The organism is Mycoplana sp. BE70 (genome assembly GCF_031455855.1).
Taxonomy (GTDB): domain Bacteria; phylum Pseudomonadota; class Alphaproteobacteria; order Rhizobiales; family Rhizobiaceae; genus Mycoplana.
In genome coordinates, this window is the sequence record NZ_JAVDTM010000007.1 from 52,902 (window position 1) to 74,951 (window position 22,050).

20 protein-coding genes and 1 pseudogene are annotated in these 22,050 nt (G+C 62.3%); 12 read left to right on the forward strand and 9 right to left on the reverse strand.

All coding sequences use genetic code 11. The annotated features are described in order from the left end of the window. Positions 1-136: 136 nt before the first annotated feature. The 4 genes from J2Y48_RS14150 to J2Y48_RS14165 form a co-directional block, all read right to left on the reverse strand. A complete protein-coding gene (locus J2Y48_RS14150; RefSeq protein ID WP_310419038.1) occupies positions 137-1,711 on the reverse strand; it encodes a winged helix-turn-helix domain-containing protein in 1,575 nt (524 codons plus the stop codon). A gap of 49 nt (positions 1,712-1,760) precedes the next feature. Beyond that, a complete protein-coding gene (locus J2Y48_RS14155) occupies positions 1,761-1,979 on the reverse strand; it encodes a hypothetical protein (RefSeq protein ID WP_310419041.1) in 219 nt (72 codons plus the stop codon). A gap of 208 nt (positions 1,980-2,187) precedes the next feature. After that, positions 2,188-3,501 carry an NAD-dependent dihydropyrimidine dehydrogenase subunit PreA gene (gene preA / locus J2Y48_RS14160; protein ID WP_310419044.1) on the reverse strand — a complete coding sequence of 438 codons (1,314 nt, stop codon included), beginning with the start codon at positions 3,499-3,501 and terminating at the stop codon, positions 2,188-2,190. Positions 3,502-3,515: 14 nt separating this feature from the next. Next, positions 3,516-4,877, reverse strand: a complete 1,362-nt coding sequence (locus tag J2Y48_RS14165) for an NAD(P)-dependent oxidoreductase (RefSeq protein ID WP_310419047.1) — start codon at positions 4,875-4,877, stop codon at positions 3,516-3,518. A gap of 255 nt (positions 4,878-5,132) precedes the next feature. Between J2Y48_RS14165 and J2Y48_RS14170 the strand changes: the two genes are divergently transcribed. Continuing rightward, positions 5,133-6,086 carry a sugar-binding transcriptional regulator gene (locus tag J2Y48_RS14170; RefSeq protein WP_310419050.1) on the forward strand — a complete coding sequence of 318 codons (954 nt, stop codon included), beginning with the start codon at positions 5,133-5,135 and terminating at the stop codon, positions 6,084-6,086. A 55-nt stretch (positions 6,087-6,141) separates the two neighbouring features. Here the strand turns inward: J2Y48_RS14170 and J2Y48_RS14175 are convergent. Both J2Y48_RS14175 and J2Y48_RS14180 read right to left on the reverse strand, forming a co-directional pair. Next, positions 6,142-7,154, reverse strand: a pseudogene (locus tag J2Y48_RS14175) (HAD family hydrolase). 236 nt (positions 7,155-7,390) lie between these two features. Next, entirely contained in the window at positions 7,391-7,609 is a 219-nt protein-coding gene (locus tag J2Y48_RS14180; RefSeq protein ID WP_310419053.1) for a hypothetical protein, read from the reverse strand. A 230-nt stretch (positions 7,610-7,839) separates the two neighbouring features. On the opposite strand from J2Y48_RS14180, the gene J2Y48_RS14185 reads away from it, so the two are divergent. The 8 genes from J2Y48_RS14185 (at position 7,840) to J2Y48_RS14220 (ending at position 16,828) form a co-directional block, all read left to right on the forward strand. After that, positions 7,840-9,153 (forward strand): sugar ABC transporter substrate-binding protein, encoded by a 1,314-nt coding sequence (locus J2Y48_RS14185; protein WP_310419055.1) that lies wholly within the window; start codon positions 7,840-7,842, stop codon positions 9,151-9,153. Positions 9,154-9,382: 229 nt separating this feature from the next. Beyond that, entirely contained in the window at positions 9,383-10,255 is an 873-nt protein-coding gene (locus J2Y48_RS14190; protein WP_310419059.1) for a sugar ABC transporter permease, read from the forward strand. Positions 10,256-10,259: 4 nt separating this feature from the next. Next, the gene (locus J2Y48_RS14195; RefSeq protein WP_310419062.1) at positions 10,260-11,090 is read left to right on the forward strand and encodes a carbohydrate ABC transporter permease; all 831 of its coding nucleotides are present in this window, start codon (positions 10,260-10,262) and stop codon (positions 11,088-11,090) included. A 12-nt stretch (positions 11,091-11,102) separates the two neighbouring features. Beyond that, on the forward strand, positions 11,103-12,104 hold the full coding sequence (locus tag J2Y48_RS14200) for an ABC transporter ATP-binding protein (RefSeq protein WP_310419065.1): 1,002 nt from the start codon (positions 11,103-11,105) through the stop codon (positions 12,102-12,104). Continuing rightward, a complete protein-coding gene (locus J2Y48_RS14205; RefSeq protein WP_310419068.1) occupies positions 12,101-12,874 on the forward strand; it encodes an L-iditol 2-dehydrogenase in 774 nt (257 codons plus the stop codon). Before J2Y48_RS14200 ends, J2Y48_RS14205 begins: the two co-directional genes overlap by 4 nt. A gap of 131 nt (positions 12,875-13,005) precedes the next feature. Continuing rightward, entirely contained in the window at positions 13,006-14,490 is a 1,485-nt protein-coding gene (locus J2Y48_RS14210; RefSeq protein ID WP_310419071.1) for a mannitol dehydrogenase family protein, read from the forward strand. 63 nt (positions 14,491-14,553) lie between these two features. Further along, entirely contained in the window at positions 14,554-15,240 is a 687-nt protein-coding gene (locus tag J2Y48_RS14215; protein WP_310419074.1) for an HAD family hydrolase, read from the forward strand. Positions 15,241-15,244: 4 nt separating this feature from the next. Then, positions 15,245-16,828: an FGGY-family carbohydrate kinase gene (locus tag J2Y48_RS14220; RefSeq protein WP_310419076.1), complete on the forward strand. Its 1,584-nt coding sequence runs from the start codon at positions 15,245-15,247 to the stop codon at positions 16,826-16,828. Between the two features lie 196 nt (positions 16,829-17,024). On the opposite strand, the gene J2Y48_RS14225 is transcribed toward J2Y48_RS14220, so the two are convergent. After that, positions 17,025-17,825 (reverse strand): response regulator, encoded by an 801-nt coding sequence (locus J2Y48_RS14225; RefSeq protein ID WP_310419078.1) that lies wholly within the window; start codon positions 17,823-17,825, stop codon positions 17,025-17,027. Positions 17,826-17,955: 130 nt separating this feature from the next. Here J2Y48_RS14225 and J2Y48_RS14230 point away from each other — a divergent pair, with 130 nt between their 5' ends. The 3 genes from J2Y48_RS14230 to J2Y48_RS14240 all read left to right on the forward strand — a co-directional run bounded on the left by J2Y48_RS14230 (position 17,956) and on the right by J2Y48_RS14240 (position 20,423). Next, on the forward strand, positions 17,956-18,156 hold the full coding sequence (locus J2Y48_RS14230) for a NepR family anti-sigma factor (protein ID WP_405030230.1): 201 nt from the start codon (positions 17,956-17,958) through the stop codon (positions 18,154-18,156). Between the two features lie 5 nt (positions 18,157-18,161). Further along, positions 18,162-18,713, forward strand: coding sequence for an RNA polymerase sigma factor (locus tag J2Y48_RS14235; RefSeq protein WP_310419082.1), 552 nt, complete (start codon positions 18,162-18,164; stop codon positions 18,711-18,713). 198 nt (positions 18,714-18,911) lie between these two features. Next, positions 18,912-20,423, forward strand: a complete 1,512-nt coding sequence (locus tag J2Y48_RS14240; protein WP_310419085.1) for an HWE histidine kinase domain-containing protein — start codon at positions 18,912-18,914, stop codon at positions 20,421-20,423. A gap of 40 nt (positions 20,424-20,463) precedes the next feature. Here J2Y48_RS14240 and J2Y48_RS14245 read toward each other — a convergent pair whose 3' ends face one another. Further along, positions 20,464-20,904 carry a hypothetical protein gene (locus J2Y48_RS14245; RefSeq protein WP_310419089.1) on the reverse strand — a complete coding sequence of 147 codons (441 nt, stop codon included), beginning with the start codon at positions 20,902-20,904 and terminating at the stop codon, positions 20,464-20,466. 101 nt (positions 20,905-21,005) lie between these two features. Next, positions 21,006-21,383, reverse strand: a complete 378-nt coding sequence (locus J2Y48_RS14250; RefSeq protein WP_310419092.1) for a hypothetical protein — start codon at positions 21,381-21,383, stop codon at positions 21,006-21,008. Positions 21,384-22,050 lie beyond the last annotated feature (667 nt).

The following is a 22,050-nucleotide window of genomic DNA, read 5'->3' on the forward strand; positions in this document are numbered from 1 at the left end:
TGACCCCTACCGTCAGGGGGTATTTGTTCCGGGAGGTCGATTATCCGCAAACCCTCCATGACGGACGGGGGTGTCACTGCAGGCAGGTGCTCCCCCTTACGGTTCTTACAAATTGAGGATTGCCGCAATGTCCGGTCTAGGAACCCTCGTCACGAGAAAAGCAGTCCAGCGCCAGCCGCACGCCGCGCAGAATATGCTCGATGTCCTCATCCCGCTCGAACTCCAGTCGCGTCCTGATAGTCTCCTCGATCGATAGGCCGGGCTTTGCTCGGAGAATCTGCCGTATCTGCGCGGCGGCTTTTGCGTGCATTTCCGTCATCGCGTAGCAGGCTGCAAGCCGTATCTCGTGCAGAACACCGCATTGGGGAATGCTGACCAGTTCCTCGGCCGCTTTCCGGTATTCACCGATCGTGTAGAGCAGTATCGACCGATCGTAGTGATACCACTGCGGATGGATAGGATTGAGGCGCACGGCACGATCCATCCACTCCAGCGCCTCGTTGGGACGCCCGCGCATCGTCAGCAAATAACCCATCTGCGCCAGCGTGTCGGCGTCGTAAGGGTTGAGGTCCAGCGAGCGACGCAGATGCTGCTCGGCCGCCGCGTGCTCGCGAAGGCAGAGCAGGACGACCGCCATGATGCGATGGCATCGGGCTTCCTCCGGAGCCAGCGCAAGCGCCGTCAGCACCCGGTCGCGGCACGCGACAATGACGTCGCGCGGCGACCCGCCGTAGCCGTTGATGATGAGTTCGGTCAGCGCGAGATAGGCATGGGCGAGGCCGTATCGCTCGTCGAGCTCGACGGCGCGAAGGAAATGGATGCGGGAGCGTTCGTTCACGCCTTCGCCGTAACTGCGCAGCAGGGCGATGCCGCGCGTCAGATGCTCGAAAGCGTCGATGTTTTCCGGTGTCGGTGCAGCCGGGCGGTGCAGGACCGCGCCTTCGATGTTCGCTAGCAGCCGCGAAATGATGCGGTAGGCGATGATTTCGTTCAACGCGAAAAGGTCGCTGCCGTCGCCGGAAAACGTCTCACCCCAGAGGCGGTGGCCGTCACGCGCCACGCTCAAGGACGCCGCGATGCTCAGGCGCGAACCAAGTCTGCGCACCGATCCCTCCACCACGAAATCGACACCCAGCGCCTTACCGATCGTTTCGCCCGCCGGGCCCGGCTCGCTGCGGTAGGCGAAGGCGGAATTGCGGGCGATCACCGCAACGGTCTTGAAGCGCGCCAGCCCGTTTGTGATCTCTTCGACGATGCCATCGATGAACAGCGCGTCATCCGGATTGTCACCCGTGTTCTTAAAGGGAAGCACGGCGACCGTCGGTTCCTGCGAGAGATGCAGGGATGCGTGATGTAAGTTTGCTTGAGGCGATGCGGGAGATGGGTGGCCGGTGGTTTCGGGGGACATCAAGACATAGCCGCGCCGCGGGACCGTCCGAAGCAGTTGCTGCGCCTCGCCGCCCAGCGCCTTCCGAGCGTCGCGGATGCATTGCGTCAGCGAATCCTCAGTGACCGAAACGTCCGGCCAGATGGCGTCGAGCAGCGCATCCTTGGAAAGAACCTTGCCGCGATGCCGCGCAAGATGGGAGAGCAGAAGAAAGGTCTTGGCGCGGACCGAAACCGGCGTGCCGGAGCGCACCAGCGTGCCGCAATCGAGATCCAGCACGCAGTCACCGATGCGGAACAGCCGTTGATCGCCACTCTCGTCCACCGATGGAGTCCCCGCGGAACACCCCCTCCATCGGAGCCCCGGGCGGCCATCAAGTCAAGCGCGGGACGGCGCCGAACGTAAACATTTCTCGCCAGGACCAGGCGCGCGGGAGCATCGGCGCAGAAGCCTCTGCGGTTTCGTCGGACAGCATGTCGAGCAGATAGCCCATCTCGCTGCCGGGATAGGCGGTGATGCCGGAACCGATCAGGTCGATCAGTTCATCCCTGCGGTCTTGATATGCGGTGCGTTCGTGGCGGTGCGTCGTCATGGCCACTTCCTCCATCGGATACGGGAGTGTGGCCTCTTCGGTGGCGGAAATCCGGATGGGGATCTGAAATTTCGCTGAAATCTTGCCCGCTGCACGATGGTAAGGGCGGCCGGGAAGCTTGCGGGCCGAGTGCGGTAGGCGAACGTTCGGGCACCGGCGCCCCAGGCCCCACCTCGAAGGTGGAGCCAGGGACATCGGCAGGGAGGAGCTATTCCGCGGCCTGGCGGGCCATCGGATTGTTTGGATGAGTCGTCCAGTTGGCGTAGTTCGGATCGACCGGCTTGCCGGTGCGCTGGTCAAGCACGCCGGCCGCCAACGGCACCATGGTGATGCAGTTGTCGACCGGGCAGACGTTGACGCAAAGATTGCAGCCGACGCACTCGTCCTCCATCACCTCGAAATGCCTGATACCGTCGACCATGGAGGTGATCGCCTGGTGCGAGGTGTCCTCGCAGGCGATGTGACAGCGGCCGCACTTGATGCAGGCGTCCTGGTCGATGTGCGCCTTGGCGACGTAGTTGAGGTTGAGGTACTGCCAGTCGCTGACGTTCGGCACTGCACGGCCGGTGATGTCGTCCAGGGTCTTGTGACCCTTGGAATCCATCCAGTCGGAGAGCCCGGTGATCATCTCCTCGACGATCTTGAAGCCGTAGGTCATGGCAGCGGTGCAGACCTGCACGTTGCCAGCGCCGAGCGCCAGGAACTCGGCCGCATCGCGCCATGTCGTCACCCCGCCAATGCCGGAGATCGGCAGACCGTAGGTTTCCGGATCGCGGGCGATCTCGGCCACCATGTTCAGCGCGATCGGCTTCACCGCCGGGCCGCAATAGCCGCCATGGCTGCCCTTGCCGTCGATCGAAGGCTCGGGCGAGAAGGTGTCGAGGTTGACCGAGGTGATCGAGTTGATCGTGTTGATCAGCGACACGGCGTCGGTGCCGCCGGCCTTGGCGGCGCGCGCCGGCTTGCGGATGTCGGTGATGTTCGGAGTCAGCTTGGTGATGACAGGCATGCGCGTGTACTGCTTGCACCAACGCACGACCATCTCGATGTATTCCGGCACCTGGCCGACGGCCGCACCCATGCCGCGCTCGGACATGCCGTGCGGACAGCCGAAGTTGAGTTCGATGCCGTCGGCGCCTGTTTCTTCCACCAGCGGAAGAATGGATTTCCAGGCATTTTCCTCGCACGGCACCATGATCGAGGCGATTAGCGCCCGGTCCGGCCAGTTCATCTTCACCTGCTTCATCTCCTGCAGGTTGATCTGCAGGGGACGGTCGGTGATGAGCTCGATGTTGTTGAGGCCGAGGAGCCGACGATCGGCGCCCCAGATGGCGCCGTAGCGCGGGCCGTTGACGTTGACGACCGGCGGGCCTTCCTCGCCGAGCGTCTTCCAGACGACACCGCCCCAGCCCGCCTTGAAAGCGCGCTCGACGTTGTAGGCCTTGTCGGTCGGCGGGGCGGAGGCCAGCCAGAAGGGGTTCGGGGACTTGATGCCGACGAAATTATTGCGGAGATCAGCCATGGTTCGTTCTCCCTTCAGGCGACGGCAACGGAGGGACGTGCACCAGCGGCAAGCGTCCGGTTGATCGAATCGGCGGCATCGCGCCCTTGCGCGACCGAGGTGACGGTCAGGTCCTCGCCGGCCTTGACGCAGTCGCCGCCGGCCCAGACGCGGGCCACGGAGGTGCGGCCTTCCGCATCGACGGCGATGCGCCCGCCTTCTAGCTGCAGGTTGCTGACTCCAATCGGATCGAACGTCTGGCCGATTGCCTTGAAGATCTGGTCGGCGGCCAGGATGCCGGTCTCGCCGGTGCCGGTGAGCCTGCCGTCCCGCATCTCGGTGTATTCGACCTCGATTCCCATGACGTGTCCGTCCTTGCCGACAACCCTTTTCGGCTGCAGCCAGTGACGGATCATCACGCCTTTCGAGGTGGCAAGATCCTGTTCGAACTCCGAGGCGTTCATATGCTCCTTGCCGCGGCGGTAGCAGATCGTCACCTCCTCGGCGCCGAGCAGTTTGGCCTGAACGGCGGCGTCGATCGCCGTCATGCCGCCGCCGATCACGACGACGCGGCGGCCGATCGCGATATCGGCCTTGTCCTCGACCTGGCGCAGGGCGGCAATGAAGTCGACGGCGTCATCGACGCCGGCAAGCTGCTCGCCCTCGACCTGAAGCGCATTGACGCCGGCAAGCCCCATGCCGAGGAAGACGGCATCGAAATTGTCGGTCAGTTCGCCAAGGGTGAAGTCGCGGCCGAGCCTCTGGCCGTTGCGGACCTCGATGCCGCCAATGGCGAGCACGTAGTCCACCTCGCGCTGGGCGATGTCGTCCGTCGCCTTGTAGGTGGCGATGCCATATTCGTTCAGACCGCCGGGTTTGACCCGGGCGTCGAAGACGACGACGTCATGGCCGTTCACGGCAAGCCGGTGGGCGCAGGCAAGGCCGGCCGGGCCGGCGCCGATGACGGCGACGCGATGGCCCGTGCGGGCGGCGCGCTCGTAGAACTGGATATTCCGCTCCATCGCCGTGTCGGTGGCATAACGCTGCAGCCGGCCGATCTCGACGGGGCGCTCTTCCGCCGTGTTGCGGACGCAGGCCTGCTCGCACAGCGTCTCGGTGGGACAGACGCGGGCGCACATGCCGCCGAGGATGTTCTGGTCGAAGATGGTCTTGGCCGACCCAACCGGATTGCCGGTCGAGATCTGGCGGATGAACATCGGAATGTCGATGGTGGTCGGACAGGCCGTCATGCATGGCGCGTCATGGCAGAAGTAGCAGCGATCGGCCGCCACCAGTGCCTCGTGATGATCCAGCGGCGGATGCAGGTCGGAGAAGTTTTTCTCATAGTCGGCCGGCGAAAGCCTGCCGCCATGAATCCCAGATGCGTTTGTTCCCATTGTTATCTCCCATTCGAGTGGGCTTTGGATGATGAAACGGTAACACGCTTTATTTTTTTATCAAACGGTAAAAGTTTTGGTGGAAATGCTGGATTTCCAGGTGGTTGAGCCAAATAAATCCTGACTACAAAAGTCATAAATGTGGCTCTATTCGATGCTGCAATGCAAACTTTTGGTTGCGGCGCAACCTCGATGACGGATTTGACAGCCCTGCCAAAATGATGTCAGCACATCGAGACAGTTTGAGGTCAGACCATGGCAAGGCGATCCGAAACAGGTGGCAGGCTGGACGATGCGGCGAGAGCCGGCTGGCTCTATTACGTCGCCGGCCGCACCCAGGACGAGATCGCGGCCGCCATGGGCATATCGCGGCAGTCCGCGCAGCGCCTTGTCTCGCTCGCCGTCGCCGAGCGATTGATCAAGGTGCGTCTCGATCACCCGATCGCCGAGTGTCTCGAGCTTGCCCAGCGGCTCAAGCAGCACTTCGCTCTGCGCTATGTCGACGTCGTGCCGACCGATCCTGCCTCGACTTCGACGACCGTCGGCATCGCCGAGGCGGGAGCGGCGGAAATCGAGCGTTGGTTGAAGCGTCCGGATCCGATCGTGCTTGCGGTCGGCACCGGACGCACGCTCAAGGCGGCGATCGATCAGTTGCCGGCCATGGAGTGTCCGCAACATCGCATCATGTCGCTGACGGGCAATATCGGACCGGACGGCTCGGCCGCCTATTACAACGTCATCTTCAGCATGGCGGACGCCGTCAAGGCGCGGCATTTTCCGATGCCGCTGCCCGTTCTGGTTTCGTCGGCAGAGGAGCGGGACTTGCTGCACAGGCAGAGTCTCGTGCAGAGGGCCCTGAAACTCGGGGAGGAGGCTGATGTCGCTTTCGTCGGTATCGGCGAGCTCGGTCCCGACGCGCCGCTCTGCGAGGACGGCTTCCTGGGCCGGGATGAAATGGCGCGCCTGATGGAGCAGGGGGCGGCGGGCGAGATCTGCGGCTGGATGTTCGACCGCGAGGGCGTGTTGATGCCTGGAAGCATTAACGAGCGCGTCGCTTCCGTCCCGCTTCCCTCGCGTGACAGGGCGACCGTCATCGGCCTTGCCAAGGGCCGGCGCAAGCACCTGGCTATCCTGTCGGCCCTGAAGGGGCGGATGATTAACGGCCTTGTCACGGACGAGGCGACGGCGCGCTATCTGCTGTCGGCGTGAAACCGTTCTTATGCCCCCACAGCGGTAGCCTCCGGCAAGCGGGGGAAACCTTGGATCAATTGCGCGGAAAGATCTCCTTCCAGTCGGATTTCATGTCGACGACTGTCCAGCCGTTTATCGGTGCAATTCGAGGGCTTCGTCCAGGCGGCCAAAATCAGTGTCACGATCGTAGGCATATTCCCGTTCGGCATCCGTGTGGTGAATGATCATCCCGAAGCGGGGCGTCGACGCCCCCAGCGTCGTCCACTGCAACATCTGCAGGTCGCCGTCGGAATTGCCGAATGCTGCAATCGGCCGTTGCCCGATGTGCGCATTGATGCCGACCGGTTTTCCGGCCTTGTCGTCGACAAAATTGACCTGCGGCAGGCGCAGCAGCACCGGTACGCCATCTCGCATAAAGAACTCCGTCTTGATCGACGAGCCGACCACCTGGTCGGGCGGGACGCCGTAGACGCTCTCTGTCCACGGACGCATGAACTCGATGCCGCCGCCCGAAACGATGAAGGTCTTGAAGCCGTTCGCCCTCAGATAGGCGAGCAGTTCCAGCATCGGCTGGTAGACAAGTTCGGTATAGGGACGCTTGAACCGCGGGTCCCGAGCCTTAGCGAGCCAATCGGTCACGATCGTTGCGAATTGGTCATCGGTCATTCCCGCATGGGTCGTCATGATGAGGTCCATCAGGCCCTTTTCGCCGGCGGCTGCCAACGCCTTCAGGTCACCTTCCAGAACAGCCTTGAACGGTTGCTTATCCTTCCATTCCGGATGGTCCTTCGCCATGGTCTTGACCCGGTCGAGGGCAAAGACGAGCTGGGTGTACATTGGGTGCTCGGTCCACAACGTACCGTCATTGTCGAACACCGCGATGCGCGCCGGTTCCGGCACGAAGTCAGGTGTTCCTTCCTTTGTGACCTTCTCGACAAAGGTGACGATCGCCTTCTTGGGAGCGGTGTCATTCCATGAAGGCAGGGGATCGGACTGCGCCTGTGCGACGGTGGCAATCGCAACCCAGGCAACAAGGCCAAGTGCAGTGTTGCGAGCAAAATTCAGACATTCCGACGCTGAAATCATTTTGAGAACTCCTTGCTGGCATTAAGTAGCGCCGGCCGTGCAAAGCGTGGCCGCTATCGCAATTCAATTGCCGGCTGGCGTTGCCAAGCCGAGGATTTCCATTCTGCGTTGTTGTCGAACTCCCTGGAACTGATGGCTCGATATTGTCAGAGGCCCCGCATAGGTCAAGCTCTGGTCTTTCTCGACCAGTTCGCTTTCACACTGAAAACAGCCGATAAACGTTTGCCGGCACAGCTCTATGCGAGGCGCTTGAAGGTCCACTTCACGACGTAACTGCCGTTTCGCTTGGTCTTTGTCTTGATCTTGACCTTCACGGGTCCGCCTAGTGCTGCTTCCGCATTCTCGAACGCCCGGCGGGCTTCGGCCATGGCCGCGTGATAGGCGCTGTTGTCGCGTCTGGGGCTTTCCGCCATCGCGTCGAGAAGGGCGGCAATGTCCAGTGTGTCTTGGCCCATGACGTGTTCGTGCTCCATCGCGACGATCTATCGGGCGGTGCCCGATGTAAATTGAGAGCCGGACATACACCAACGCCCGCGGGGCAAAAGCGAAAATTTAGCTAGGTACATCAATCGCCGCTGGCTGCTTTCGGCGGCGCAGCGAAGAATCAGCGTTGACATTTGGCGGGAATGAGTGAGTAATTGCCCATGAGCGAAGCAAATGCTCATTTGGCTTCTGGGAGGAAGAAATGAAATTGAAGACGCTGCTGCTGGGCGCCTGCTCGGCCGTTGTCCTGTGTGGATTTGCCAATGCGGAGACGCTGACCATTGCGACCGTGAACAACGGCGACATGATCCGCATGCAGAAACTGACGGACGACTTCACCTCCAAAAATCCGGACATCCAGCTCGACTGGGTCACGCTCGAGGAAAACGTGCTACGCCAGCGCGTGACGACCGACATCGCCACCAAGGGCGGCCAGTACGACATTCTCACGATCGGCACCTATGAAGTCCCGATCTGGGCCAAGCAGGGCTGGCTCCTGCCGCTCGACAATCTCGGCGCCGACTACGACGTCGACGACCTGTTGCCGGCGATCCGCTCCGGGCTGACCGGGGAGGACGGCAAGCTCTATGCCGCACCCTTCTACGGCGAAAGCTCGATGGTGATGTACCGCAAGGACCTCTTCGAGAAGGCCGGGCTGACCATGCCGGATGCGCCGACCTGGGAGTTCATCGCCGACGCCGCCCGCAAGATCACCGACAAGGACAAGGAGATCTACGGCATCTGCCTGCGCGGCAAGGCCGGCTGGGGCGAGAACATGGCCTTCCTGACGGCAACCGCGAACGCCTTTGGCGCGCGCTGGTTCGACGAGAACTGGAAGCCGCAGTTCGACCAGCCGGAATGGAAGAACACGCTCGACTTCTACGTCAAGCTGATGAACGACGCCGGCCCTCCGGGCGCCTCCTCGAACGGCTTCAACGAGAACCTGGCCCTGTTCCAGACCGGCAAGTGCGGCATGTGGATCGACGCCACGGTCGCTGCTTCCTTCGTGACCGACCCGAAGGCATCGACGGTCGCCGACAAGGTCGGCTTCGCGCTCGCCCCTGATACGGGACTTGGCAAGCGCGGCAACTGGCTGTGGGCGTGGAATCTCGCGATCCCGGCCGGCACGCAGAAGCAGGCGGCGGCGGAAAAGTTCGTCGCCTGGGCAACCGGCAAGGACTACCTGAAGCTGGTGGCTGAGAAGGACGGCTGGGCGAACGTGCCTCCGGGCACCCGCACCTCGCTCTACGAGAACCCGGAATACCAGAAGGCTGCGCCGTTCGCGAAGATGACGCTTGACAGCATCAACGCGGCCGACCCGAAGAACCCGGCCGTCAAGCCGGTGCCCTATGTCGGCGTGCAGTTCGTCGCGATCCCGGAATTTCAGGGTCTCGGCACGGCCGTCGGCCAGCAATTCTCGGCAGCGCTTGCCGGGCAGACCAGCGTGGATGATGCGCTTGCTGCCGCCCAGCAGCTGACGACGCGCGAAATGACGAAGGCCGGTTACATCAAATAGGGCTCCCAAGGCCTGGCGCATGCGACATTATCGGTGCGCCGGGTTGGGGTTCCCAGCTCCTTTTCTCCGGGGGAAGGGAACCTCCCTGCCGGCGCCGCCGGGACAACTTCCGAGCCCAAGCGGCAGGTGTCCTGAAAAGTTGCGCCGGCTTTTTTGACAACCGGACTCGCTTCCTTCCCCAAGCCCCAGCGAAACGGAAGGCTGGCGGCCAACCTGACCGGGAACTGCCATGGCCACACTCCACACCCGATCTGCCGCTCGTCTGATGATGGCACCCTCGGTGCTGCTTTTGCTTGCCTGGATGGTCGTGCCGCTGGCGATGACGGTCTACTTCTCCTTCCTGCGCTACAATCTGCTGATGCCCGGCATGGAGGAGTGGGCGGGCTTCGATAATTACAAGTACTTCCTGACCGATCCTGCGTTTTTCCAGGCGATCTTCAACACGCTTGCCATCGTACTTGGCGTCCTCTTCATCACCGTGCTCGGTGGCATTGGACTGGCACTCCTGCTCGACCAGCCGATGTTCGGGCAGGGGATCGTGCGCATCCTCGTGATCGCGCCGTTCCTGATCATGCCGACGGTGGCGGCGCTGGTCTGGAAGAACATGTTCATGAACCCGGTCAACGGGCTGTTTGCCTACCTGGCGAAGTCTGTCGGCCTGCAGCCGTTCGACTTCCTCAACAATGCACCGCTGATGTCCATCATCCTGATCGTCGCCTGGCAATGGTTGCCGTTCGCGACGCTCATCCTGCTGACGGCGCTGCAGTCGCTCGATGAAGAACAGAAGGAAGCGGCGCAGATGGACGGTGCCGGCGCCTGGTCGCGCTTCGTCTATCTGACGCTGCCGCATCTGTCGCGCGCCATTACTGTCGTCATCCTGATCCAGACAATCTTCCTGCTCTCGGTCTTTGCTGAAATCCTCGTCACCACCAATGGCGGGCCCGGCACGCAGAGCACGAACCTGACCTTCCTCGTCTATGCGCAGGCGCTGCTGCAGTTCGACGTGGGCGGTGCGTCCGCCGGCGGCATCATCGCCGTCATCCTCGCCAACATCGTCGCATTCTTCCTGATGCGCATGATCGGCAAGACCCTGGAGGCGTGAAACCATGGCCCGCACCGTTTCCAGCCAACGCAAAATCGTCAATACGGTCCTCGCCTGGACGATCGGCGTCCTGATCTTCTTCCCGATCCTCTGGACGGTACTGACGAGCTTCAAGACCGAGGCCGAGGCGATTGCCTCGCCGCCGTCGCTGCTGTTCTTCGACTGGACCTTCGAGAACTACCGCGAGGTCCAGGTTCGTTCCGACTACTTCAAGCATTTCATGAATTCGGTGGTGATCTCGTTCGGCTCGACGCTCCTGGGGCTGCTCATCGCCATTCCCGCCGCCTGGGCCATGGCCTTTGCGCCGACGCCGAAGACCAAGGATGTGCTGATGTGGATGCTTTCCACCAAGATGATGCCGGCGGTGGGCGTGCTGGTGCCGATGTATCTGCTGTTCCGCAACACCGGCCTACTCGATACGCGCATCGGCCTCGTCATGATCCTGACGCTGATCAACCTGCCGATCATCATCTGGATGCTCTACACCTACTTCAAGGAGATCCCCGGCGAGATCCTCGAAGCGGCCCGCATGGATGGCGCCTCGCTCGCCAAGGAGATCGTCTACGTGCTGACGCCGATGGCGGTGCCGGGGATCGCCTCCACGCTCCTGCTCAACATCATCCTCGCCTGGAACGAGGCGTTCTGGACACTGAACCTGACGGCATCAAAGGCCGCACCGCTGACGGCGTTCATTGCCTCCTATTCAAGTCCTGAGGGGCTTTTCTACGCGAAGCTCTCGGCCGCTTCGACCATGGCGATCGCCCCGATTCTCATCCTTGGCTGGTTCTCGCAGAAGCAACTGGTGCGCGGCCTCACCTTCGGCGCAGTCAAATAGGGAACAAGAACAATGGGAAGCATAACGCTCAAGAATGTGTCGAAGGTCTTTGGCGCCCACACCGTCATCCCGTCCATCGACCTGGCTATCGATAACGGTGAATTCGTTGTCTTCGTCGGTCCCTCCGGCTGCGGCAAGTCCACGCTGTTGCGGCTGATCGCCGGCCTGGAGGATGTCTCCGGCGGACAGATCGTCATCGACGGCAAGGATGCCACCGACCTTCCGCCGGCCAAGCGACGGCTGTCGATGGTGTTCCAGTCCTACGCGCTCTATCCGCATATGAGCGTGCGCTCGAACATTGCCTTCCCGCTGAAGATGGCCGGCGAAGACAAAAGTGCGATCGACCGCAAGGTGGAGGACGCCGCCCGCGTCCTGAACCTCACCGACTATCTCGACCGCAAGCCGCGGCAGCTTTCGGGCGGCCAGCGCCAACGCGTGGCGATCGGCCGGGCAATCGTGCGCCAGCCGGCGGCGTTTCTGTTCGATGAGCCGCTGTCAAACCTGGACGCGGCGCTGCGCGTCAACATGCGTCTCGAGATCAGCCAGCTGCACCAGCAGTTGAAGACGACGATGGTCTACGTCACCCATGACCAGGTCGAGGCCATGACCATGGCCGACAAGATCGTCGTGCTCAACAAGGGCAATGTCGAGCAGGTCGGCTCTCCGCTGGAACTTTATCGCCGGCCCGCGAACCTCTTCGTTGCCGGCTTCATCGGTTCGCCGAGAATGAACTTCATCACCGGCGAAATCGCCAGGGGATACAGCGCGCACACCGTCGGGGTGCGGCCGGAGCATATCGATCTTTCCACCTCGACGGGCGCCTGGCGCGGCACGGTCGGTGTCGCGGAACATCTCGGGTCCGACACCTTCCTGCACGTGGCCGTCGACGGCGTGGGGACTCTGACGGCCCGCGTCGGTGGTGACTTCCCCGTCAAGCATGGCGACCAGGTTTATCTCAGCCCGCAGGAGGGGCGCGTGCAACGCTTCAACGAGGAAGGACTGGCGATCAGATGAAGAGACTGGACGGGAAGAGCGCCCTGATCACCGGTTCGGCGCGGGGGATTGGACGCGCGTTCGCCGAAGCGTACGTGCGCGAAGGCGCCCGTGTGGCGATTGCCGACATCAACAGCGAACGCGCGCGGCAGACGGTGGCCGAAATCGGCGCCGCTGCCTATGCCGTGGAAATGGATGTCACCAGCCAGTCCTCGATCGACAATGCCGTTGCTGCTTGCGTGAAGGAGGCGGGCGGCATCGATATCCTCGTTAACAACGCTGCCCTGTTCGATCTTGCGCCGATAGTCGAGATCACGCGAGAGAGCTACGAAAAGCTGTTTTCGATCAACGTCGCCGGCACGCTCTTCACGCTGCAGGCCGTGGCGAAACAGATGATCGCGCAGGGGCGCGGCGGCAAGATCATCAACATGGCAAGCCAGGCGGGACGGCGCGGTGAGGCGCTTGTGGCGGTCTACTGCGCCACCAAGGCGGCGGTGATCAGCCTCACCCAATCGGCCGGTCTCGATCTCATCAAGCACCGCATAAACGTCAACGCGATCGCCCCCGGCGTGGTCGACGGCGAGCATTGGGACGGGGTCGATGCGCTCTTTGCCAAGTATGAGAACCGGCCGCTCGGCGAGAAGAAGCGGCTGGTCGGGCAGGAGGTGCCGTTCGGGCGGATGGGGACGGCCGAGGATCTGACCGGCATGGCGATTTTCCTCGCCTCTGCCGAAAGCGATTACGTCGTCGCCCAGACCTACAACGTCGACGGCGGCAACTGGATGAGTTGAGGCTTTGCTGCGCCGCTCGGGTCGATTGAGGCAAACGAAGGAAACGCTGCCGGGCACTGGCAGCGCTGCTGCACGCTGCAAATTGCATGAACGGGAAGCGGCCTTGCCGCTGGTGCCCTGAAGGAAGAGACATGACGACCAAACTGTCGCTGGCCAACCTGGAACAGGTGAAGAAGACCGCAGGCGTGCCATCCTATTCCCGAACCGCGTTGGCGGCGGGGATCGTTCATTTCGGTGTCGGCAATTTCCACCGGGCGCACCAGGCGGTCTATCTCGACGCGCTGTTCAACGCCGGCCGCGACCACGACTGGGCCATCGTTGGCGCCGGCGTGCTTCCATCCGACGAGACAATGCGGGTAAAGCTCGAAAGCCAGGACTTCCTGACGACGGTTGTCGAGCAGGACAACAACCGCACCGGCGCGCATGTGACCGGTGCGATGATCGACTATCTCAAGCCCGGCGATGTGGCGGCCATCGTCGCACGGCTTGCCGACCCAGCCATCCGCATTGTCTCGCTGACAATCACAGAGGGCGGCTATTTCATCGATCCGGCCTCGGGTGTGTTCAACCCGGCCCATCCGGCGATCGAGGCCGATGGGGCGAATCCGAACGATCCGAAGACCGTGTTCGGGCTGATCCTCGCCGGGCTGAAGGCGCGTAAGGAAAGAGGGACACGTCCCTTCACTGTCATGTCCTGCGACAACATTCCTGGCAATGGCGAGGTCACGCATGCCGCTGTTTCCGGCCTTGCGCGTCTCTCGGATACCGCCTTTGCCGACTGGATCGACGTGAACGTGGCTTTTCCCAATGGAATGGTCGACCGGATCACGCCGGCAACCGGGCCGCGCGAGATCGGCATCGTCAAGGGCGACTACGACATCGAGGACCAATGGCCGGTCTTTTGCGAGGAGTTCAAGCAGTGGGTGCTGGAGGACAAGTTCCCGCTGGGACGGCCCGCGCTCGAGACCGTGGGCGTCCAGTTTGTGCCGGATGTGGCGCCCTACGAACACATGAAGATCCGCATCCTCAACGGCGGCCACGCGGCGATCGCCTATCCCGCCGCACTCCTCGACATCCACTTCGTGCACGAGGCCATGGAGGATGCCGATATCCGCGCCTTTCTCGCCAAGCTCGAACGCGAAGAGATCATTCCGGTCGTCCCGCCGGTGCCGGACACCGACCTTGATGATTATTTCAAGCTGATCGAGAGGCGCTTCTCCAACACCAAGATCGGCGACACGATTCCGCGCCTTGCCCAGGACGGATCGAACCGGCAGCCGAAATTCATCCTGCCGTCGACCGCCGACCGGTTGCGGCGCGGCGAAGATGTCGTCGGGCTTTCGCTCGTGTCGGCCTTGTGGTGCCGCTACTTTGCCGGCACCTCCGACAGCGGCAAGAACATCTTCTTCAACGATGCCAGCGCCGACCGCCTGCACGCGGCAGCTGTCAAGGCGAAGGACGATCCGACTGCCTTCCTTGCGCTCTCCGACATATTCGGTGACGTTGCCGCCTCCGAGCTGTTCCGGCGGCGATTCGCCAAAGCCTTGAGAATGCTGTGGGAAAAGGGAACGCGGGCAACGCTTCGGCTCTATCTCGACGACCGTCTGGCAGACTGAACGCAAAGCCCGCACGAAAGAAACAGGCCGCTTTCGACGGCCGAACGGCCTGGAATGGAGAGCATGGCTGCAAGTCCGATCGACCTGATCATCTTCGACTGCGACGGCGTGCTCGTCGATAGCGAGCCGATCTCCCTTGCCGTTCTGGTCGATGCCCTCGACGCGGCCGGCGTGACGATGGATGCAGATGAGGCCACGGACCGGTTTCTCGGCAGAAGCCTCAAAAGCATGTCGGACATTCTGCACGAGGACTATGGCCTGGCGATCGACGATCATTTCCTGGAAAATATGCGCAAGGCGCTCTATGCTCGCTTCCGCGAGGAGTTGCAGCCGATTGATGGTGTCCGGGCCGCGGTCGAAGCCCTGCCGGTGCCGTTCTGCGTTGCTTCCTCCAGCCAGCCGGAACGCATCCGGCTGTCGCTTGCCGTAACCGGCCTGCTCGATAGCTTCGAGCCGAATATCTTCAGCGCCTCGATGGTGGAACGTGGCAAGCCGGCGCCGGATCTGTTCCTCCACGCCAGCGCGGCAATGGGAGTTGCACCCGATGCCTGCGCCGTGATCGAGGACAGCCCAGCCGGCGTGATGGCCGCGAAAGCGGCCGGTATGCGGGTCTTTGCCTTTGCCGGTGGCTCGCATGCGCAAGGCGAGCGCCACCGACAATCTCTCTCCCGTCTGCAACCCGATGCCCTGTTTGACGACATGCGGGATTTGCTCCAGTTTGTTCGAAAAGAATATCCGACGGGAACATGAATTCATGCGCGATCTGATCGTTGCGGTCGATATCGGGACCGGGAGCGCCCGTGCGGGCGTCTTCGATCGAAGTGGCGCGATGCTGGCGCGGGCCGAGCATCCCATCGCGATCAACCAGCCGTGCGAAAATCATGCGGAACACGATTCCGAGGACATCTGGCGCGCCGTCTGCATCGCGGTGAGAGAGGCGCGCGAGGCGGCCGGCATTGCCGCGGGACGGGTCGCGGCCCTTGGCTTCGACGCCACATGTTCCCTCGTGGTCCGGGATCGCGACGGAGGGCCTCTGGCCGTTTCGGGCGGAAAGGACCCGCGCTGGGACACGATCGTCTGGTTCGACCATCGCGCGCTGGCAGAGGCCGATTTCTGTACGGCGACCGGGCATCCGCTGCTTGCGCATTCCGGAAGGGTGATGTCGCCGGAAATGCAGATGCCGAAGCTGATGTGGTTGAAGCGCCACCAGTCTCAACAGTGGACCAAGGTCGGCTATGTCTTCGATCTCGCGGACTTCATGACCTGGAAGGCGACCGGGTCACTGGGCCGGTCGCGCTGCACGATCACGGCCAAGTGGAACTATATGGCGCACGAACAGGACGGCTGGTGCGAGGATTTTCTTGCCGAGATCGGTCTTGAGGATCTGCGGGAGCGGGGATCCCTGCCAAAGGAAACGCTGCCGGTCGGCACGGCGGTCGGGCGGCTCACCGCGCAGGCAGCCGCCGAGCTCGGCCTCGATACCGGCTGCGTCGTCGGCCCCGGGATGATTGACGCCTATGCCGGGGTGCTCGGTGTGCTGGGTGGATTTCTCGGCGACTGCGGACGCCTGGAGCGCCAACTGGCGCTGATCGGTGGAACCTCGAGCTGTGTGGCGGCCCTGTCGCGGGAAAAGAAGTTCGGTTTCGGCATGTGGGGACCATACTACGAAGTGGTTCTGCCCGGGCACTGGCTGGTTGAGGGCGGCCAGTCGGCAACGGGTGCGCTGCTTGATCACATCGTCCGCCTGCATAGTGCCGGCGGCGATCCGGTTGCCGCTATCCATCAGCGCATCGTGACGCGGATCGGCGAACTGCGAGAGAAGGAAGGCGACGACTTTGCTTCCCGCCTGCACGTTCTGCCGGACTTCCATGGCAATCGCTCGCCGCTGGCCGATCCGCACGGGCTCGGCGTCATCAGCGGCCTTTCGCTGGACGCCTCCTTCGATGGATTGTGCAGGCTCTATTGGAAAGCCTGCCTGGCCATCGTTCTGGGCATTCGGCACGTCATCGAAAAGCTCGGCGAGGGCGGCTACGCGCTCGAGGCGTTGCATGTGACCGGCGGGCATCTTCGCAATCCGCTGTTGATGGAGATCTACAAGGACGTGACCGGTTGCAAGCTCGTGGTGCCGCGGACGAGTGATGCGGTGCTGCTGGGGACGGCGATGGCTGCGGCGGTCACTGGCGGGCTTTATGCGAACCTGGCGTCGGCGGGTGACCACATGTATCCGGGGGGAACGGAGTATTTGCCCGATCCTCTTAAGCGCGCGCTTTACGACAGGGAGTACAGGCGCTTTTTGGCCATGTATCGGCATCGTGACGAGCTGGAACGGATCGCCTGAGGTCTCAAAAAGAAAAGTTGCAACAGCGGGAACCTTTTCCCCACACCGGTGTTTTAGGCAATGTCACCGGCACCCGCATTCCCCCAATGCGAGGCCCTTGAAGCCGGTGAGAGGACCGCGACCGTGTCCCCTCCGGCCGCGGAAAAACAAGCAGCCAGTGCCCCCTGCACTGGCTGCTGCTTTTGGGAGGTTTGTTTCAAGCGGCCGCCCGCTGCGACTGGTTTGACAGCAATGCCTGGTTGATGAGCACCTTGATCGTTTCGGGATGGAACGGCTTGCTGACGAGGTAGGCCGGTTCCGGCCGCTCGCCGGTCAGCAGTCTTTCCGGATAGGCGGTCACGAAGATCACGGGCAGGTCGGTACGTGACAGGATGGAATTGACCGCATCGATGCCCGAACTGCCGTCGGCGAGCTTGACGTCCGCCAGGATCAGCCCAGGCAAGGTGTCGCCCCAGAGCTGTTCTGCCTCGGCCTTGGTGCGGGCAATGCCGGTGACGTGATGGCCCATGTCGGTGATCAGGTCGGCCAGATCCAGCGCGATCAGTGGTTCGTCCTCGATGATCATAATCCCGGTTTCGGCCTGCGCCGCAATCTCGCGGTAGGCGATAGTGAGCAGGTCGCAGACTTCGGCTTCATCTAATTCGAGGATTGCCGCCGCCTGTGTTGTGGGGAAGCCCTCCATCGTCACCAGCAACAGCGCCTGGCGAACTTGTGGAGCCACAGCTGCGAAGTCGAACGGCGCTTCTGGGCCGCTGCGGACAGGCACCGAAACGCTTAGCGAAAGGGGAAGCGTTGCGATCATCCTCGACAGCAGCCGGAAAAGACATAGACGGTCATCATCACCATCATGACCGCCCTGAAGGATCAGCGGGTCGGACAGTGCCACTTCCAGTGTGGCGGCCACGTATGCATCACCAGAGGACTGCGAGCCCGTCAGTGCGCGCGCATATCGCCGAAGACCTGGCAGATATGGCAGGATGCGATCGGAAATCGGCATGGAACTCTCCCCTGGTATTGTGAATTTACCTGTCACCGATGAACGCTCGCGGCCTTCTTGGGTTCCCGGCAAACGGAACCTTTTTAGTTGCCGCGCATTTTGTGCGAAATACTCTCAGGTGTTTTGAAAGATGCTGATCGTGACACAACGCCAACAACCAGATTCTCCGACGATGCCGGTCGGCGCCGAAGCCCAGATCGCGCATAAATTGCGCTCGTTCTATCTCTCGATCGAGAGCGAGCCGGTACCCCAACAGTTTCTCGATCTTCTTGAGAAACTCGACGATGCCGAAAGACTGAGCGAGTTGCAGTTGGAAGACGGTGATCGGTGAGCGAGATGGAACAGGCCACCAATTTCAAGCGCGAGTTGCTCGCGAATCTGCCGAGTCTCAGAGCATTCGCCATCTCCCTCGTCGGTCGCCACCATGAGGCCGACGATCTCGTGCAGGACACGATCCTGAAGGCCTGGGCCAAGCAGGAGCAGTTCGAGATGGGCACGAACATAAAGGCTTGGTTGTTCACAATTCTGCGCAACGAACTCTACAGCAAGCTGCGAAAGCGCGGCCGCGAGGTGCAGGACAGCGACGGCTTGCTGACGGAAAGCTTGGCCCAGCATCCTGCGCAGTACGGCGCGCTGGATATGCACGATTTCCAGAAGGCGCTGGCGCAGCTTCCCGCCGAGCAACGCGAAGCGATTGTCCTCGTCGGCGCCTCGGGTCTTTCGTATGAAGAGGCGGCGGAGATCAGCGGCTGTGCGCTCGGCACGATCAAGAGCCGCGTGAACCGGGCCAGGCAGAAACTGCAGGAGATCCTGAAAATCACCGATGAGGATGAATTCGGCCCGGATGCGGTTTCGGCGCCGCTGACCTCACGGGCTTTCGTGTCCTGAAGCCTTCTGCCAAAGCTGGAAGCGGTATCGGGTCAGAGACATGCGAAAGGAGCAAATAGCGCGGCAATCGAACCGGAAGGACCGCGGCATGTTAGGCAGGCGGAACGCTTCAAGCTTGGTGAGTGGGGACAATGTTGTGACAGATGCAGGCATCCGAGACGGGGGTGACGTCGAGCCGCAACTGCGGGTGGGGCGTCAATGACCGGCGTAACGATAGGTAGCGCCATGCCGTCACCGTCTGTCGCCGCCGCGCTTGCGTCGCCCGAGCGGCTTGCCGCTGTGGATGCGACGTTGCCCGCTTATGCGGGACCGGATTCTGACTTTACCGGAATTGCAGATCTCGCGGCTGGGCTCTTTTCAGCGCCTATCGCACTTGTCAGCCTGATTGGCGATGCCACCCAATGGTTTCTGGCGCGCAAAGGCATGACCGAGATCAGTGCAACTGCGCGGGACACCTTCTGTGCACACCTGTTGACGGGGACCGGCGCACCGCTCCTCGTCAGGAACGCGCTGAAGGACAGGCGGTTTTCCAGACTGCCCAGTGTCACCGGCGGCGCCCGCTTGCGCTTCTATGCGGGGGCGCCGATCATGCATCTCGGTCAGGCGATTGGAAGCGTCTGCGTCTTCGACGTCGTTCCCCGCGCGGACGGGTCGCAGGATGCGCTGCTGCACTTGCAACAGTTTGCGAAGCTTGCCGGCACGCTTCTCCTGCTCAAGGAGGAGGCGAGGCGGAGGGCGATCGCGAACGTGGCCATTGCGCGGGAGGAGCAGCGACAGGCGTCCGCCCTGGATGCGGCCAATGTCGGAAGCTGGCTGTGGAACCTCAAGACGGGGATCGTCGTCGGCAATCCGCCGCTGATGCGGATGCTTGACCTCAAGCCGGGAGTGCCGCTGACCGCGCGCAGGGTCTTTTCGGCGATCCATCCCGCGGACAGGAAGGCGACGATCGCAAGCTTGCGTCGAGCGCTGCAGACGGGCGCCGAATACGACGACATGTTTCGGGCGAGGGCGACGGGGCGCTGGCTGCTGGGGCGGGGTCGGGTCCATGAGTGGGACGGAGAACGACCTCTGATGTTTCTGGGCATCACGCTCGACGTGACGGAAGGACAGATTGCCTCGGAACGGATGCGCCTGCTGCTGCGCGAACTGAACCATCGCGTGAAGAACACCCTCGCGATGCTGCAATCGCTCGCGCGCCAGACGCTGCGTCGAACCAATGATCCGGTCGCTTTCATGGAGGCCTTTGCCGGTCGCCTGCAGGCGATCTCCGAGGCCCACGGTCTTCTGAGCGACCACGAGTGGGGCGGCATTAGGCTTACGGCGCTGCTGCAGGCGCAGATCAAGCCCTATGTCGATGACTTCGATGCGCAGGTTGAAATCCACAAGGATGAAGTACAGATGGGGCCGGACCAGGCGATCGGCCTGGGTCTTGTGTTGCACGAACTCGCCTCTAACGCCCGAAAATATGGTGCCTTGTCGGTCGCCGGCGGCAAGCTGGTGGTGACCGCCCGTATTGTCGAGGACGAAGGCAAGCCGGTGCTGCACATGACCTGGCATGAAGTCGGCGGACCGCCGGTCGAGCCGCCGAAGCGCTACGGGTTCGGCATCGTGCTGATCGAGCGCAGCCTCGACAAGGTGTTGGGAAGCAGCGTGCATCTCGAATTTCTGCCAAGCGGGCTTACGGCGCTCGTTCGACTGCCGCTGCAGTAGATTGACGGACGTTCGAACCGGTCTGTGCTGTAGCTAGAGCCTAGTCGTTGCGACGCCGGCGCCGGCGTGCCCCTGGCTTAAGAAAAAGCGCAAGGGCGAGCCCAAGTGCTGCGGTCGCCAGCGGCTGGCGCGCGGCGGTCCCGGCGGCAAGCGCTGCAAGTTGACGGCGCGCCTGCATCTGTTTTCGCCGGTGCCGGCGCAGCTTGGCGTCGCGGTTGTTGAGATAGAGGAGAATGGCGATCAGCACCAATGCGATCGTAGCCACGCCGCCCGCAAGGCCGAGCAGGGCGGGAACGGTTCCATAGTGGCTAGCAAGCGCCACGCAGATGGCGGCGATCACCAGGACGTAGGCTGTCAGCAGCAGCAGGATTGCTGCTCCGGCAAACATCGCATTGCGCTTCGACCGAGCCACGGTCTCCTCTATCCTGTCCTCGATCCTGAAAATCAGGTTCTGGGCGAGGGCCGCTACGATCGAATGCATGAATTGCTGCTCCTTTTCTCGGGCCGATGCGCACCAGCCCCAGTCGATCTCTTCCTCAGCGAGGTCGAAAGACTGTTACCGGCTGAAAGCAAGCAAATGGATCAACGCCGAAGGATTGCGGCGATGACGAAGCCGGCAAGTGCTGCGGCGCCTAGCGTTGCGAGCGGATGGTCGCGTACCGTCCGACGCATCTCGCGCCCGGCGTCGCGATACTTCTCCGACAGTTCGGCGAGGATCTCCTCGCCGCTGGCGATCAGTTCCTCAAGGTTGGCCTCGGCGTCGTCGCGGGCATCCACGGCGCGCTTGCGAAACGCGGAAAAGCGGCTGCGCGCGTCGTCGGCGCCATCCGAGACGTCGCGAGCGACGGCCTTTGCGAGCGCCGAAATCTGGTCGCGCAGTTCGGCGATCTGGTCCTCGATGCTTTCGGCCGTTTCCGATGTGGTGCGGTCTTTACCGCGCGAGAACATTCCCGATGACATTCGCTTTCTCCTTGGCCGATTGGCACGCAAAACCCTGCCCTGCGAGCACAACGCCGACGAGACGCCCTGGTTCCACCAGTGCGCGCAGGTCAGGCCGTCAGGCGAGGTGGTCTGAGGCAGAATGAACGGAGTTCCCTCTTCAGGCAAGCCGCCGACGTGCATTCCGCAATCAAAGACTTCCTTCAGGTTTCATCCGTGAGAACACCGACCGGCCGCGCCGAGGCAACGAAAAGGTTTCTTTGTATTAATCACCTCGGCGAACTTCACGATCACGTGGCGAACAGCGTTCACGTCGGAACGCGCCGGCCGCTCTTCACGATCATTCAACGTGCTCATCGCTGCAAGCGATAGTGGTATGGCGCCCTGCTGGTTCCGACCTCCCCGGGGAACGCTGGGGCATCGTAAAAAGATGACGGACATAATCATGTTTATACTTTACTCTCAAAGTCATGTTTTGTAGGGTCGCGCCACCAATCAGAAGTTTCGAGGTATGGCGCATGCAGACAGGTAGGGACGGACAGCGTGAAGCGGTCCTGCGGGCGATGATTACCGCGCGTGACGCTCGTATCGCCGCGCTCGAAAAGGAGGTGGCTTCGCTTAAGGCGCGCCTTGCATCGAGCCGTCCTGCGGAGGGGATGCAGATGCCGCGCCCGCCTGTCGCCGAACC